Here is a 14640-nt window from a genome sequence, read left to right as displayed (position 1 = left end):
GGAATTCGGGGTGGAGCGCGATTGTAGAGGGCGCACAGAGGAGAGCGAGTGCCCCGGAGCGGCCCGGATGGGGGACGGCGATGGGGGAGGCAACTCCCTCCGGCATCCCGCCGGCATCCCGCCGGCATCCCTCCCGCGACCGCGACGAAACAAAACGACATACAGCGATACGGCGCCGAGATGCCCTCCCGGCCGGCGACGGGAATGATTCCAGACATGTTTTCACCGCCCCGACACCGGGGCTTTACCCAGGAATCGCACCATGTCCTTGTTTCATCGCTGGAGCCGCCACCATCATGAACATCACGCTCACCACGGCCACGATGCTCGCTTCGGCCCTTTCGGCCCTGTGCCTGACGCTGGCCCCTACGGCCCGTTGTCCTTCCATGCCATCTTCCATCGCTTCGGCGGCTTCGGCGGGCTCCCGCCCGGCTGGGGCTTCGGACGCCACGGTCACCGGCACCACGGCCACCACGGCCACCGCCACGGCGGGGGGCACGGTCGCCACGGTCACCCTGGCGGTCATGGGTGGGGTGGCTTCGGCGGGGGTCTGGGACCCGACACCGAAGGCCGCCACGGCCAGCGCCTGCAGGCCCGAGCCAGCGCCTTTCTGGACCTGAGCCCCACCCAGGAGGCGCTGCTGGCCACGCTGTTCGAGCATTGGCAGAAGCCCCGTCGGGCGATGAAGGCCTTGGCCCGTGGGCCCGAGGTGGCCCGCCTGTTCGAGGGCGACAACTTCCGCCGCGACGAGGCGCAGGCCTTGTTCGATGGCCAGGTCGAGGCCCTGCGGGCCACCAGCCCAGCGCTGGTGAATGCGTTGGCTGACTTCTTCGATGCGCTGGATTTCGACCAGCAGCAGGCCTTGCGCTTCCTGATGCGCCGCTTGCGGCGCCGAGGCTTCGATGCAGGTGCTGGCGCAGGTGAGGGGGCTGGCCTGTGAACGGTGCCCTCGACATGAACGGGCAGCCGCCGCGTCAGCCCTGCCGGCAGCCGCCCGGGTTGATCCAGCCGCGCATCGATCGCAATCGGTGCGAGGGCAAAGGGGATTGCGTGGAGGTCTGTCCCCACGGCGTCTTCGCTTTGGGCGTGCTGCCGAAGGCCGAGCGCCAGGGACTGAGCCTGATCGGCAAGCTCAAGGGCGTGGGCCACGGCTGGAAGCAGGCTTTCCTGCCGAATGCGGAGGCCTGCCAGGCGTGCGGCCTGTGCGTGAAAGCCTGTCCTGAACGGGCGATCACGCTGGTCCGCCGTGTGCACAATGGATGGCACGATGCACCGCTTGCTCTTGATTGACGACGACGAGGCCCTGGCCGCGCCCCTGACGCAGTACCTCGCGCGGTTCGATTTCGAACTCAGCGCCGTGACGCGTCCCAGTGCCGCGCTTCAGCGCCTGGCCAGCGAGCCGTTCGATGCCCTGATCCTGGACGGCATGCTGCCGGAGATGGACGGCTTCGCCTTCTGCAAGCAGCTGCGCGGCGGTCAGGCGCCGTGGCGGGAGATTCCCATCCTCATGCTCACGGCGCGCGGTGACCTCACCGATCGGGTGGTCGGCCTGGAGCTCGGCGCGGACGATTATTTGGCCAAGCCCTTCGAACCGCGGGAACTGGCGGCACGCCTTCAGACGATTTTGCGTCGCACCCGACGGGCCCCCGCCCCGGCCAGCCCGTCCACGCTGATGTGTTTCGACGGCCTTCAGATCGACACCACCCGGCGACAGGTGACGTCCGCTGCCGGCCTGCTGGAGCTGACCAGCACCGAATACGAGCTGCTGACGCTGCTGGCGCGCGAGCCGGGACGGGTGTTCACGCGCGACGAGATCCTGAACCGACTGCGCGGCCAGGAGGCCGATCTCTACACCCGTGCGGTGGACATCCTCGTCAGCCGCCTGCGCAAGAAGCTCGAGCCGGTGGAGGCCCTGAAAACCCTGCGCAATGCCGGCTACTGCTTTGCGTTGCCGGAGGTGGCCTCATGAGGGGACCGCGGCATCCGTACGACCATTGGCCCCGGCCGCCGGGGCCGCCCGGGCAAGGCGATCCAGCCGCGCCATGGGATCGCCGCGGTCCGATGAGCCGGATGAGCCGGTCCCGGGCGCGCAAGCTGTGGCGCCTCCAGCAAATGGCCCGATGGGCGGAGATGGAGACTGGTGCGGGCGCCTTCGGTTCCCGGCGCGACTGGCACTGGCATTGGCGGGCGCGCCATCGCTGGCATCAACGCTGGCATCGGCACCATGCGCAGTTCCGGCACTCGCTGGGGGCGCGGCTGATCGGGATCTTCATCGTGCTGGCGCTGCTGAGCAGCCTGATTCTGTGGGGGTCGATGCAATCGGACTACGGCCTGCTGTGGGCGGTGCCCGCGTTGTTTCTGGTGACCGGCGTGGCCTACGGCGGCATCCGCCACATGGTCGGCCCGCTGCGGGCGCTGGCGGCGGGGGCGGAGGCTTTCGGCCAGGGAGATCTGACCCATCGGGTACCGATCTTCCATCGCGATGAGATCGGCGACCTGGCGCATCGCTTCAACCAGATGGCTGCCGACATCCAGGCCATGCTCGACGGCAAGCGGGCGCTGCTGCTGGCCATCAGCCATGAGCTGCGCAGTCCGTTGACCCGGGCGCGGCTGCATGCCGAGCTGGTGGCCGAGGGCGGATCGAAGGACGCGTTGCTGGACGAACTCGCACAGATGCGCGACCTCATCAGTGCCTTGCTCGAGAGCGAGCGTCTGGGCAGCGGGCATCTCGCGTTGCAGGTGTCGCCGGTGGACCTGGGCGCGCTGGCCGAGGAGCAACTGCAGCCTGGCGTGGTGCTGGTCAGGGATTCGGATCTGCCGGTGTTGTCGTTGGATCGGATGCGCGTGCAATTGCTGATGCGCAACCTGATTCACAACGCGCTGCGACACAACGATCCGGCGGTCGGGCCGGTGAGGCTGTCCGTCCACCGCGTTGAGGGGGAGGGCGCCGCGCTGCGGCTGACCGTGCGCGACCATGGCTCGGGCGTGCCGCCGGACGCGCTGTCCCGCCTGGGGCAACCGTTCTATCGCCCGGACGAGGCCCGCGCCCGCAGCGATGGCGGTGTCGGCCTGGGCCTGTCCTTGTGCCGTCTGGTGGCCGAAGCCCATGGCAGCCGCCTGGAGCTGCGCAATGCGGCGCCGGGGTTCGAGGCGTCGGTTCGGTTCGGCTGATTGCTGATTGCTGATTGCCGCTCGCCGGTGACCGGTCACCGGTTGCGCGCCGCGTTTCGCGTTCCGCCCATGACAAAGCCCGCACCGGGTAACGGTGCGGGCTTTGTCATTCCGGCTTCTCGGGAATGCATCTTCTCCCGTTCGCAGGCGGCGCCTTGAGGGCAGGACCGGCTGATGCGATGCCACCGTGGCGGGGCATCGCATCACACCGGCTCAGGCGATCACATGAACAGGTGTTCCCCGGCGTTTTCGCCGCCCAGCACCACGTAGTTGACCTTCTTCAGGTCGCCCAGGCTGCGGCCGCCAGCGTAGGAGATGGAGCTTTGCAGGTCCTCCTCCATTTCGCGCAGGGTGTCGGCCAGCTTGCCCTTGACCGGTTCCAGGATGCGCTTGCCTTCGACATGCTTGTACTCGCCCTTGTTGAAGTCGGACGCGGAGCCGTAATACTCCTTGTAGAGCTTGCCGTCGACTTCCACCGTGGCGCCGGGCGATTCCTCATGGCCGGCGAACAGGGAGCCGACCATCACCATGGCCGCACCGAAGCGCACGCTCTTGGCGATGTCGCCATGGTGGCGGATGCCGCCGTCCGCGATGATGGGCTTGGTGGCCACCCGAGCGCACCACTTCAGCGCGGAGAGCTGCCAACCGCCGGTGCCAAAGCCGGTCTTGAGTCGGGTGATGCAGACCTTGCCCGGACCGATGCCGACCTTGGTGGCGTCGGCGCCCCAGTTTTCGAGGTCGATGACGCCTTCGGGCGTGCCGACATTGCCGGCGATGACAAAGGTCTGGGGCAGCTTGTGCTTGATGTGGGCAATCATCCGCTGCACCGAATCGGCATGGCCGTGGGCGATGTCGATGGTGATGTAGTCCGCGCCGACGCCTTCGGCGGCCAGGCGGTCGATCAGCGCATAGTCGGCGTCCTTGACGCCGGCACTCAGGGAGACGAACAGGCCCTTGTCGCGCATGCGGCGGGCGTAGGCCACGCCGTCCAGGTCGAACCGGTGCATCACATAGAAGTAGCCGTTGGCGGCCAGCCATTCGGTGATGGATTCGTCCACCACCGTCTTCATGTTGGCCGGTACGGCCGGCAGCTTGAAGCGGCGGGGGCCGAAGGCCACGGCCGTGTCGCATTCGCTGCGGCTGTCCACGCGGCATTTGCGAGGCAGCAGCAGGATGTTGTCGTAGTCAAAGATTTCCATGGTCCAAAGTCGCAAGTAGGGGCTGCGTTGATGCAGTGCATGCCCTGGGCTGCGAGCGCTTGACTTGGGACCTGGCTGTTCGTGGCGGGAGGGGATCTCCGGGCACAAAAAAACCGGGTCCCAAAATTTGGGCCCGGTGACCCATTCTACGCATGACGCGCACGGTCTGCGTCGCGCGGCGGTGCAGCACGCACCGATCAGGGGCTTTGTTCGGCATTTCGCTAAACTTGCGCCCTTGCTCCGCTACCGCGGGGCGCCACCACGTCCACATCATGCACTCCGTCGTCATCAGCGGTACCGGGCTTTATCAGCCGCCCCATGTCATCACCAACGCCGAGCTGGTGGAGGCCTTCAACCGTTACGTGGACCTGCAGAACACGCAGCATGCCGAGGCCATCGCCGCAGGCACACGTGAGCCGCTGGTCCACTCCAGTGTCGAATTCATCGAGAAGGCGTCGGGCATCAAGCAGCGCTATGTGATCGAGAAGGAAGGCGTGCTGGACCCGACCCGCATGTATCCGCGCTTCCAGGAACGGGCGGATGACCAGATCTCCCTGATGGCCGAAATCGCCGTGGATGCCTCGCGCAAGGCGCTTGCCGCGGCCGGCAGGCAGCCCGGTGAGGTGGATGCGGTGTTCTGCGCTGCGGCCAACATGCAGCGCGCCTATCCGGCGATGGCGGTGGAAATCCAGCAGGCGCTGGGGGCCGGTGGTTACGGCTTCGACATGAATGTGGCGTGTTCGTCGGCCACCTTCGCGCTGGAACAGGCGTTCAATGCGGTGCGTTCCGGCGCTTCCCGGTGCGTGTTGGTGGTGAATCCGGAAATCACCTCCGCCCATCTGGAATGGAAGGACCGGGATTGCCATTTCATCTTCGGCGATGTCTGCACGGCCGTGATCGTCGAACGGGCGGACACGGCCACCAGCGCCGACCAATGGGAAATCCTGGGCACCCAACTCGCGACCCAGTTCTCCAACAACATCCGCAACAACTTCGGCTTCATGAACCGGGCCGAGGACAGCGATCCCGATGCCCGCGACAAGACCTTCCGCCAGGAAGGTCGCAAGGTGTTCAAGGAAGTGGTGCCGATCGCGGCGGCGCACATCGAGAACCATCTCGCGACGCAACACATCCAACCCAGCGATGTGCGTCGCTTCTGGCTTCACCAGGCCAACCTGGGCATGAACCAGCTGGTGATCAAGAAACTGGTGGGCGGCGAGGCCGGCGCGGACATCGCGCCGCTGATCCTGGACACCTATGCCAACACCGCGTCGGCGGGGTCGATCATTGCATTCCATGAGCACCGCAGCGATCTCGCAGCGGGCGATCTCGGGGTGATCTGCTCCTTCGGCGCTGGCTATTCGGTGGGCAGCGTGATCGTCAAGAAGCGCTGATCGAGTGGGCTGTGCCGGTAGCGGCGTGGTGCGGGTGCCGCCTCGGGACTGGCACGACGACACAATCACCGGCACGGTCAGACGGCACGGTCAGAAGACCAACGATCGAACGACCCAGCCAAGAAACGACAAAACGGCGATCCGATGGATCGCCGTTTTCATGTGAGGATCGCGCCGGCAGGGTGTCGACCGGGGGCTTCGGGATGTTGTTCGAGTTATGTCCCGAGGCCGCCGGTTCAACGTTGGGTATCGACACCGGCCGAAGCCGGCTCGCCACCCCCCGCGGGGGAAATGAACCGTTGCGCGATGTCGAAAGGGCGGGCGGCGTCGAGGGAATCCGCGTGGTCGACCACCCGATCGATCGTGAGGCTTAACGCTGGTTGTAGCGGGCCTTGGCCGAGTTCACGCAGACATCCTTGGTGTCGCCCGACAGGGTGCTGCACTTCTCGGAGGCCAGCTTGTAGTCGGCCTTGATGCGGGTTTCCTCGGCGTCATCGACGGCCTCGGCCACCTTCTTGTTCATCTTCAGCTCGGCCTTGGCCTTCTCGTAAGCGGTCTTGGCTTCACGGCTGCAGACATCCTTGGCTTCGCCCGAACGGTCATCGCAACGTTCCTTGGCCACCTCGTAACGCGCTTCGTAGCGGGTTTCGACCAGCTTGGCTTCGTCCTTGGCGCTGCCGGAGTAGTTGTATTCCAACTGAGCCAGGGCGACCTTTTCGCGGCCCTTGGCTTCTTCCGTGCAGATGTCCTTGGCGTTGCCGGACAGCTTGCCGCACGCATCCTTGTCCGCCTTGTAGCTGGTCTTGATGTCGTCCTTCGCGCCGTCGTAGACCGACTTCGAGAAGTTGGCGGCTTGGGCCAGACCGCAGCACAGGCTGAGGGTGGCGGCGATGAGCGCAACGGTGGTGGGCTTGTTCATGGATGTCTACCTTTTCTGGAGTTGTCTTGGCGTCGCGAGACGAAAGGGAAAAACGGAAGGCTCGTGGGGCAGCGGTGCGTGCGACTATTTGCGCAGCAGGCTCATCACGAAGGTGGCAACGGCCATGATCACGAACACGAAGAACAGAATCTTCGCGATGCCGGCGGCGCCGGCGGCAATGCCGCCAAAACCGAACAGCGCAGCGATCAGGGCAATGACAAAGAACACGACGGCGTAGTGCAGCATCTCGATCTCCTGGCGCGGCACCGTGCCGCGATGAAGAGACTGTAGGGACTGCGGCTTGACGCCAGCGCAGGCTGGTGGCGCGTTCGGACGTCGGCAAGCGCACCGGGTGTGTGTAGGACAGCGCCGACTCCGCCTTCGGGCCCATGCGGGCCTGCCATCTCCCCCGAGCCGTTCCATGACGCTCGACCCACGCTTGCAGAAACGAGAACGCCCCGCCGGTTTGAATCGGCGGGGCGTTGCGGGGCGCCCGTTGCGGGGCGTGCAGGCGATGAGGCTACGCGCGCATCAGTCGCCGTGTCCGTGTCCGGCCTCGACGCCGGCGGCCTCCGCGTCCACCGGCGCATTGGCATTGCCACCGTCGAAGAAGAAGGGCTGGCGCGGCTTCTTGCGTGGCCAGACTTCGTTCATCGTCGGGATGTCGTAGAGCCGGCCGCCTTGCATGACCTTGCTGATGCGGTCGCTCTGACGGATGTCCTTGAGCACATCGCCGTCCAGGATCACCAGGTCGGCCAGCTTGCCGGGTTCGAGCGAGCCGACATCCTTGTCCAGGCCCAGGTAGCGCGCCGGGTTGAGGGTGGCGGTGCGCAGCGCTTCCAGCGGCGTCATGCCGCCCAGCGCGAACATCCACATCTCCCAGTGGGCGCCCAGCCCTTCGCGCTGACCGTGCGCGCCGATGTTGACCGACACCCCGGCTCGCTGCAGTTCGGTGGCGGTGCGGGCGACCTGGATGACGTTGAAGTCTTCTTCCGGAGCCGTTTCGCGCCGCACGCTGCGCGGCTCCAGCACGCCCTTGGGCACGAACTTGCTCAGGATGGGATGGCGCCAGACCTCGGTGCGCGCGTACCAGTAGTGCTCACCGTCCAGGCCGCCGTAGGCGACGTTGAGTGTGGGCGTGTAGCCCACCTGGGTCTGCGGCCAGAGCTGCTTGACGTCGTCATAGACCTTGGCGACCGGCAAGGCATGCTCGATGCCGGTGTGGCCGTCCACGATCATGTTCATGTTGAGCTGGAACAGCGAACCGCCTTCCGGCACCACCATCATGCGGGTCTCGCGCCCGGCCTCCAGCACCTGCTGGCGCTGGTCGCGGCGAGGCTGGTTGTAGCTCTTGACGCTGAAGGCGCCGGCGGACTTCAAGCGCTTGAGATGGGTCTGGGCATCGTCCAGGCTGTTGATGACGGTGGAGAAGTCCGCCTTGGCACCGTAGAGCACCGAGCCCGTGGAGAAGATGCGCGGGCCCACCACGCGGCCGGCGCGCTGCATTTCCGACTGGGTGAAGATGTCGCCGGTGCGGTTGGATGGGTCATGCAGCGTGGTCAGCCCGAAGGCCAGCGAGGCATAGTTCACCCAGCTCTGCTGCGGAATGATCTCGCTTTCGCCCATGGCGCCGTGCCAGTGCACATCGATCAGGCCCGGGATGATGGTCTTGCCGGCGGCCTGCACCGTCTCGGCACCGGCCGGGATGGCGACCTCGGCACGGGTGCCGATGGCCTGGATGCGGTCGTTCTCGATCAGGATGACGCCGTCCTCGATCACCTGGTCCGGTTGCTGCGCCTTCATCGTGACGATGCGGGCGCCGACGATCGCGATGCGGCCTTGCGGCTTGTCGGCCGTGAGCACCGGGCCGATCTTCTGGCCGCGTTCGGCGGGCTTGAAGCCGGGCTTGAACGCCTCGTCCAGGGCCACGGTGAACAGCTCGTTGCCGAGCGCATAGTGCAGCGACTTGCTGTCACCCGACCACTGCAGATAGTCGCCGGCATTGACGTCCAGCTTCTTGAGCGGCATGGCATCGGCCTTGGGGCCGATGCTCAAGGTCTTGCCGCTGGGCGTCAGCGGGGTGATGTAGGTGTGGAAGCGTTCGGTGAAGCCCAGCCACTGGCCGTCCGGCGAGACAGTGAAGGCGGTGGCGAACTCGCTCTTGGCCACCTGCTGCTCATCGTGCTCGTCCAGGCGCAGGCGGACCAGCAGGTGCTGCGAATCCACTTCGCTGCTGCGCTGGGTGCGCGCGACGTACAGGGTCTGGCTGTCCGCGCCGAACTGCGGGGCCTCGCCGTCCTTGGTGACGCGGCGCGGCTGGCCCTTGCCATCCGCCGACGCAACATAGACACCCGGTTCCAGGCTGTTCCAGGGCGAGGTCAGGTAGCCGCCCTTGGCCTTTTGATAGGCGACCGACTTGCCGTCCGGCGAGAACGCAGGGGCGAGGTACTTGCCGGGCTCCTGCGTGACGACGGTGTCCCGGCCCGAGGCCAGATCCAGGATGCGGACGCGACCTTGTTCGGTGTCGTTCCAGCTGACATAGACGACCTGCTTGCCGTCACGGGAGAGGCTGGGGAAATACTCGAAACGGTCGGTCTGGCGGGTGAGGCGGCGCGCCTCGCCGACCGGCTTGCCGTCGCGCAGGTCGTTGGCATAGAGGTAACCGGCGGCCGAATACACCACGCGCTTGCCGTCCGGTGCCACCTTGACCCAGCGCAGCACGCGGGACTCGAACTGCGCCGGGGCCACGTCTTGCGCGAAGCGCACGGCGGTCGAGATCTGCCGTTCGTCCTTCACATGGAAGCCGATTTCAGAGACGGTGGACTGGAACGGGTCGATGCGCCAGAGCTTGCCCTGGGCCCAGGCGACCAGGGTCTTGCTGTCGGGCGTCCAAGCGATGCCGGGATAGACGCCGTGCACCGACCAGGATTCCTGCAGGTCGCGCTCCAGGCCCTTCCAGGCCGGGAATTCACGGCCGGTCTTGAGGTCCTTGAGGAACAGGGTGGTGCGGCTGCCGGTGTCGTCACGCAGGCGGCGGATGAAAGCCAGGTACTTGCCATCGGGCGACGGGGTGGGGCGGATCGAGCCGCCCGCGCCGGTCACGAAGGGCTCGCTGCTGCCGTCGGTGAGGTCCTGCCGGTAGATGCGGAAGATCTCGCCGTTGCTGTCCTTGTTGTATTCGAAGACGCGGCCGGGGGTGCTGTCCTGCGAGTAGTAGAGGTATTTGCCATCAGGCGAGATGGCGGGTTCGCCCAGGTCCTTCTGCCAGTTCGGCTTTTCATTGAGCTGCTGGCCCTTGCCGCCGTCGAGGTGGTAGAGCCAGATCTCGCCGCTGCCCAGGGAGCGGGTGCCGGTGAAATGCTTGCGCGCCAGCAGATAGCGGCCGCTGGGATGCCAGACCGGGTTGTTCAGCAGCCGGAAATCCTCGGTGCTGATGGCGCGGGCGCCAGTGCCGTCGACATTCATCACCCAGATGTTGTCGCCGCCCCCCGCGTCGGAGACGAAGGCGATGCGTTGGCCGTCCGGCGAGAAGCGGGGCTGCATCTCCCAGGACATGGAGTGGGTCAGGGCCTTGGCCTCGCCACCGCCGATGGGCATGAGGTAGAGGTCGCCCAGCAGGTCGAACACGATCTGCTTGCCGTCCGGGCTCACGTCCACCGACATCCAGGTGCCGGTGCGCACATCCAGCTGCGCGGTGCGTTTTTCACCGGGGGGCTGGTTGACGTTCCATTTGGCGGCGGCCGGGGCGGAGGCGGCGGCGGCCGGGGCGTCGGGCGCATCGGCGGCCAAGGCGGCGCCGGCGGCCAGCGAGAGACCGCACAAAGCGATCACGCCCGCAGAGGCGGGCGTGCGGCGGACGATCTGATGGAGCTTGGTCAGCTTCGTGAGCTTCATGGAAAGGCGACCCTGGATTGAAGGTGCGGGCAGCATAGCCGCCGGGTATTCCCGGGTGCATGCTGGTTTCCGAGGGCATGACGAATGGCGGTGCGGACTGTGGATCGCGCCCGGCGGCGACGGTGAAACCGCCCGCTCGAGCCCGAGATCCGGCCTGACTCGGACCTGAAGCCGCGCGACTCAGACGGGACTCGAACGCGGGGCAGAGGGGGGCAGAGGTGAGGTAAATGTGGGGCAGCGGTTGGGGCGGCTGTGAGCCAGGCGCGATGCCGCCGTTCGCGCATCCCCCTTTTGGCGGTCCCTCGTGCCTCCGGCGCCACGGCCGGTCCTCTTGGCGGCGGGGTGTTTCATGCGGGCGGGTGGCAGGGGACATCCCTTGTGGGTACATTCGTCGGGTTCAGGACCTCAGCCGGGCAACGCCCGTCCCTGGGTCTCCCAACGCCCACTCTCTGGAGTTCGCCATGTCTCGCAAGACCCCCATCGAGCGCTATCGGAACATCGGTATCTCGGCCCACATCGACGCCGGCAAGACCACGACGACCGAGCGCATCCTGTTCTACACCGGGGTCAATCACAAGATCGGCGAGGTGCATGACGGTGCGGCCACCATGGACTGGATGGAGCAGGAGCAGGAGCGCGGCATCACGATCACTTCGGCGGCGACCACCTGTTTCTGGAAGGGCATGGACCTGTCGCTGCCGGAGCACCGCATCAACATCATCGACACCCCGGGGCACGTGGACTTCACCATCGAGGTGGAGCGCTCGATGCGGGTGCTGGACGGCGCGGTGATGGTGTATGACTCGGTGGGTGGCGTGCAGCCGCAGTCCGAAACGGTCTGGCGTCAGGCCAACAAGTACAAGGTGCCGCGGCTGGCTTTCGTCAACAAGATGGACCGGGTGGGGGCAGATTTCTACCGGGTGCGCCAGATGATGGTGGACCGGCTGAAGGCCAACCCGGTGCCGATCGTGTTGCCGATCGGGGCGGAGGACCAGTTCCGCGGCGTGATCGACCTGCTGAAGATGAAGGCGATCATCTGGGACGAAGCCTCGCAGGGCATGAAGTTCAGCTACGAGGAGATTCCCGCGGAACTGCGAGCCCAGGCCGAGGAGTGGCGCGAAAAGATGGTCGAGGCGGCCGCCGAGGCGGACGAGGAGATGATGAACAAGTACCTCGAGACCGGCGAGTTGTCCGAGGACGAGATCAAGCGCGCGATCCGTCAGCGCACCATCGCGGGCGAGATCCAGCCGATGCTGTGTGGCACGGCGTTCAAGAACAAGGGCGTGCAGCGGATGCTGGACGCGGTGATCGATTTCATGCCGTCGCCGATCGACATCCCGCCGGTGCACGGCACCGATGACGATGAGAAGGACACGGTCCGCCGGGCCGACGACAGCGAGAAGTTCAGTGCGCTGGCCTTCAAGCTGATGACCGATCCCTATGTGGGTCAGCTGACCTTTGTCCGGGTGTATTCGGGCGTGTTGAAGTCGGGCGACTCGGTCTACAACCCGACGCGGGGCAAGAAGGAGCGCATCGGGCGGATCCTGCAGATGCATGCCAACCAGCGCGAGGAGATCAAGGAGATCCTGGCCGGGGACATTGCGGCCTGCGTGGGGCTGCGCGACGTGACCACGGGCGAGACGCTGTGCGATCCGGAGGCCATCATCACGCTGGAGAAGATGATCTTCCCGGAGCCGGTGATCTCGCAGGCGGTGGAGCCCAAGACCAAGGCGGACCAGGAGAAGATGGGCCTGGCGCTGGGGCGTCTGGCGGCGGAGGATCCGTCCTTCCGGGTGCGCACCGATGAGGAATCGGGCCAGACCATCATTTCAGGCATGGGCGAGCTGCACCTGGAGATCATCGTTGACCGGATGAAGCGGGAGTTCAGCGTCGAGGCGAATGTCGGCAAGCCGCAGGTCGCCTATCGCGAGACGATCCGCAAGGCGGTGCAGGACGTGGAAGGCAAGTTTGTGCGGCAGTCCGGCGGCAAGGGCCAGTACGGCCATGTCGTGTTCTCGGTGGAGCCGCAGGAGCCGGGCAAGGGCTTCGAGTTCGTGGATGCCATCAAGGGCGGCGTGGTGCCGCGCGAATACATTCCGGCGGTGGAGAAGGGGGTGATCGACACCCTGCCCAACGGCGTGTTGGCGGGTTATCCGGTGGTGGATGTGAAGGTGACCTTGACCTTCGGTTCCTACCATGATGTGGATTCGAACGAAAACGCCTTCAAGATGGCGGCGTCGATGGGTTTCAAGGAGGCTTGCCGCCGTGCAAGCCCGGTGATCCTGGAGCCGATGATGGCGGTGGAGGTGGAGACGCCGGAGGACTATGCGGGCACGGTGATGGGGGATCTGTCGAGCCGTCGCGGGATGGTGCAGGGCATGGACGACATGGTGGGCGGGGGCAAGATCATCAAGGCGGAGGTGCCGCTGTCCGAGATGTTCGGCTATTCCACCTCGCTGCGTTCCGCCACCCAAGGCCGCGCGACCTACACGATGGAATTCAAGCACTACAGCGAAGCCCCCAAAAACGTCGCCGACGCCATCGTCACCGCAAGACAAAAATAGGCTCCCCCCCTACCGGCTTACGCCGGCCCCCTCAGGGGGCGAGGCCAGTGGCCCGGCCAAGCCGGTTCCACGGCCTCCGCTTGATTGGGCGGCCCCGGTGGGGCCTTGTGGGCACAGTGTTCGGTCGGCGGGATGGGCTCGGTGTCTCGGGACGGTGACACCGGCTGCCCGCGGAGCGAATGCGGCAGCGTCTGAGCGAAGCGGGCGGCCGGTGGCGCCGGCCACGCTCCACCCAGTGCAAGCCACCACCTGCGCGCGCAAGAGAGCACCGAAAACGCGAGCACATTGGCAGGAAGGCTGGTGGAAGGATTCGGTGTCTCGGGACGGTGGCACCGGCTGCCCGCGGAGCGAATGCGGCAGCGTCTGAGCGAAGCGGGCGGCCGGTGGCGCCGGCCACGCTCCACCCAGTGCAAGCCACCACCTGCGCGCGCAAGAGAGCACCGAAAACGCGAGCACATTGGCAGGAAGGCTGGTGGAAGGATTCGGTGTCTCGGGACGGGTGGCACCGGCTGCCTGCGGAGCGAATGCGGCAGCGTCTGAGCGAAGCGGGCGGCCGGTGGCGCCGGCCACGCTCCACCCAGTGCAAGCCACCACCTGCGCGCGCAAGAGAGCACCGAAAACGCGAGCACATTGGCAGGAAGGCTGGTGGAAGGATTCGGTGTCTCGGGACGGTGGCACCGGCTGCCCGCGGAGCGAATGCGGCAGCGTCTGAGCGAAGCGGGCGGCCGGTGCCACCGGCCACGCTACACCCAGTGCAAGCAACCACCGCTGCACCCAAACAGAGAAGCGAAAACCCGAGCCTTTCGGCAAGAAGCCTGGTGGAAGGACTCGGTGTATCGGGACGGTGGCACCGGCTGCCCGCGGAGCGAATGCGGCAGCGTCTGAGCGAAGCGGGCAGCCGGTGGCGCCGGCCACGCTCAACGGGTGCGACTGAAGCGGCTCAACGCCACCCACGCCCCGACGGCTGAGCGCTCCAACCCAACATCAACTCAACCCACCGCATTCACCCGACTATCGACGAGGGCGAGGAAGAAGATGAAGAAGAGGACGACCCGGAAGTCGATCCCCCCTCGGTCGGCAGCAGATCCAGGCAATAGGCGATGAGTTCGTCCAACTCGCTGGATTTGTCGAAGACCCGATCCGCCCCCAGTTGCTCGCAGCGATGCCGCATCTCCACGGTGGCGTAGTTGCTCAGGACGACCAGTTTGGCTTCGGGCTGCAGTTGCCGCGCCTTCGGCAGCAGGGACAGACCGGTGCCGCGCTTGAGGAAGAGGTCGATGATGACCAGGTCGCATGGAACGGCCTCGTCCTGCAGCCATCGCAGCGCGCCCGCTTCGTCCTCGGCCTGGCCGACCACCTCCATGTTGAGCATTTCCTGCAGCGTCGCGATGAGGTTCTCGCGGATGAGCGGGCTGTCCTCCACCAGGAAACAGGTGAGCGTACCGGTCGACGCGGCGGCTGACGAGGGAGTCGCGGAAGTCACTGGAGCGGACATGATG

Annotated in this window: 11 protein-coding genes; 6 read left to right on the top strand and 5 right to left on the bottom strand. The window is 66.2% G+C overall.

Annotated elements, in window-relative coordinates; all coding sequences use genetic code 11:
* Window positions 1-262: 262 nt before the first annotated feature.
* The 4 genes from N4261_RS14460 to N4261_RS14445 all read left to right on the top strand — a co-directional run bounded on the left by N4261_RS14460 (window position 263) and on the right by N4261_RS14445 (window position 3171).
* Window positions 263-940, top strand: a complete 678-nt coding sequence (locus tag N4261_RS14460; RefSeq protein ID WP_261756004.1) for a hypothetical protein — start codon at window positions 263-265, stop codon at window positions 938-940.
* Between the two features lie 59 nt (window positions 941-999).
* A complete protein-coding gene (locus tag N4261_RS14455) occupies window positions 1000-1290 on the top strand; it encodes a 4Fe-4S dicluster domain-containing protein (RefSeq protein ID WP_435531927.1) in 291 nt (96 codons plus the stop codon).
* The gene (locus N4261_RS14450) at window positions 1268-1969 is read left to right on the top strand and encodes a response regulator transcription factor (RefSeq protein WP_261756002.1); all 702 of its coding nucleotides are present in this window, start codon (window positions 1268-1270) and stop codon (window positions 1967-1969) included. The genes N4261_RS14455 and N4261_RS14450 overlap by 23 nt, the downstream gene beginning before the upstream one ends.
* A gap of 161 nt (window positions 1970-2130) precedes the next feature.
* Window positions 2131-3171: a sensor histidine kinase gene (locus N4261_RS14445; protein ID WP_261756001.1), complete on the top strand. Its 1041-nt coding sequence runs from the start codon at window positions 2131-2133 to the stop codon at window positions 3169-3171.
* 221 nt (window positions 3172-3392) lie between these two features.
* On the opposite strand, the gene N4261_RS14440 is transcribed toward N4261_RS14445, so the two are convergent.
* Window positions 3393-4370: a GMP reductase gene (locus tag N4261_RS14440; protein ID WP_261756000.1), complete on the bottom strand. Its 978-nt coding sequence runs from the start codon at window positions 4368-4370 to the stop codon at window positions 3393-3395.
* Between the two features lie 272 nt (window positions 4371-4642).
* On the opposite strand from N4261_RS14440, the gene N4261_RS14435 reads away from it, so the two are divergent.
* The gene (locus N4261_RS14435) at window positions 4643-5764 is read left to right on the top strand and encodes a beta-ketoacyl-ACP synthase III (protein WP_261760709.1); all 1122 of its coding nucleotides are present in this window, start codon (window positions 4643-4645) and stop codon (window positions 5762-5764) included.
* 370 nt (window positions 5765-6134) lie between these two features.
* On the opposite strand, the gene N4261_RS14430 is transcribed toward N4261_RS14435, so the two are convergent.
* The 3 genes from N4261_RS14430 to N4261_RS14420 all read right to left on the bottom strand — a co-directional run bounded on the left by N4261_RS14430 (window position 6135) and on the right by N4261_RS14420 (window position 10577).
* A complete protein-coding gene (locus N4261_RS14430) occupies window positions 6135-6683 on the bottom strand; it encodes a hypothetical protein (RefSeq protein WP_261755999.1) in 549 nt (182 codons plus the stop codon).
* A gap of 84 nt (window positions 6684-6767) precedes the next feature.
* Entirely contained in the window at window positions 6768-6929 is a 162-nt protein-coding gene (locus N4261_RS14425) for a DUF1328 domain-containing protein (protein WP_091733447.1), read from the bottom strand.
* Between the two features lie 285 nt (window positions 6930-7214).
* Entirely contained in the window at window positions 7215-10577 is a 3363-nt protein-coding gene (locus N4261_RS14420) for an amidohydrolase family protein (protein ID WP_261755998.1), read from the bottom strand.
* Between the two features lie 461 nt (window positions 10578-11038).
* Between N4261_RS14420 and fusA the strand changes: the two genes are divergently transcribed.
* Window positions 11039-13141 (top strand): elongation factor G, encoded by a 2103-nt coding sequence (gene fusA, locus N4261_RS14415; RefSeq protein ID WP_261755997.1) that lies wholly within the window; start codon window positions 11039-11041, stop codon window positions 13139-13141.
* A gap of 1003 nt (window positions 13142-14144) precedes the next feature.
* Here the strand turns inward: fusA and N4261_RS14410 are convergent.
* Complete coding sequence (locus N4261_RS14410; RefSeq protein ID WP_261755996.1) at window positions 14145-14636, bottom strand: response regulator transcription factor; 492 nt, start codon at window positions 14634-14636, stop codon at window positions 14145-14147.
* Between the last annotated feature and the right edge of the window lie 4 nt (window positions 14637-14640).

It is taken from the genome of Roseateles amylovorans (assembly GCF_025398155.2).
GTDB classification, from domain to species: Bacteria; Pseudomonadota; Gammaproteobacteria; order Burkholderiales; family Burkholderiaceae_C; genus Roseateles; species Roseateles amylovorans.
Note: the sequence above shows the minus strand (reverse complement) of the source record. Positions and strands in the feature narration are given on the sequence as shown.

What these genes read in the sequence shown, in the direction of transcription:
- fusA (WP_261755997.1), top strand. Translation starts at nt 11,039, where the DNA reads ATGTCTCGCAAGACCCCCATCGAGCGCTATCGGAACATCGGTATCTCG.
- N4261_RS14445 (WP_261756001.1), top strand. Translation starts at nt 2,131, where the DNA reads ATGGAGACTGGTGCGGGCGCCTTCGGTTCCCGGCGCGACTGGCACTGG.
- N4261_RS14410 (WP_261755996.1), bottom strand. Translation starts at nt 14,636, where the DNA reads ATGTCCGCTCCAGTGACTTCCGCGACTCCCTCGTCAGCCGCCGCGTCG.
- N4261_RS14460 (WP_261756004.1), top strand. Translation starts at nt 263, where the DNA reads ATGTCCTTGTTTCATCGCTGGAGCCGCCACCATCATGAACATCACGCT.
- N4261_RS14420 (WP_261755998.1), bottom strand. Translation starts at nt 10,577, where the DNA reads ATGAAGCTCACGAAGCTGACCAAGCTCCATCAGATCGTCCGCCGCACG.
- N4261_RS14435 (WP_261760709.1), top strand. Translation starts at nt 4,643, where the DNA reads ATGCACTCCGTCGTCATCAGCGGTACCGGGCTTTATCAGCCGCCCCAT.
- N4261_RS14450 (WP_261756002.1), top strand. Translation starts at nt 1,268, where the DNA reads ATGCACCGCTTGCTCTTGATTGACGACGACGAGGCCCTGGCCGCGCCC.
- N4261_RS14425 (WP_091733447.1), bottom strand. Translation starts at nt 6,929, where the DNA reads ATGCTGCACTACGCCGTCGTGTTCTTTGTCATTGCCCTGATCGCTGCG.
- N4261_RS14430 (WP_261755999.1), bottom strand. Translation starts at nt 6,683, where the DNA reads ATGAACAAGCCCACCACCGTTGCGCTCATCGCCGCCACCCTCAGCCTG.
- N4261_RS14440 (WP_261756000.1), bottom strand. Translation starts at nt 4,370, where the DNA reads ATGGAAATCTTTGACTACGACAACATCCTGCTGCTGCCTCGCAAATGC.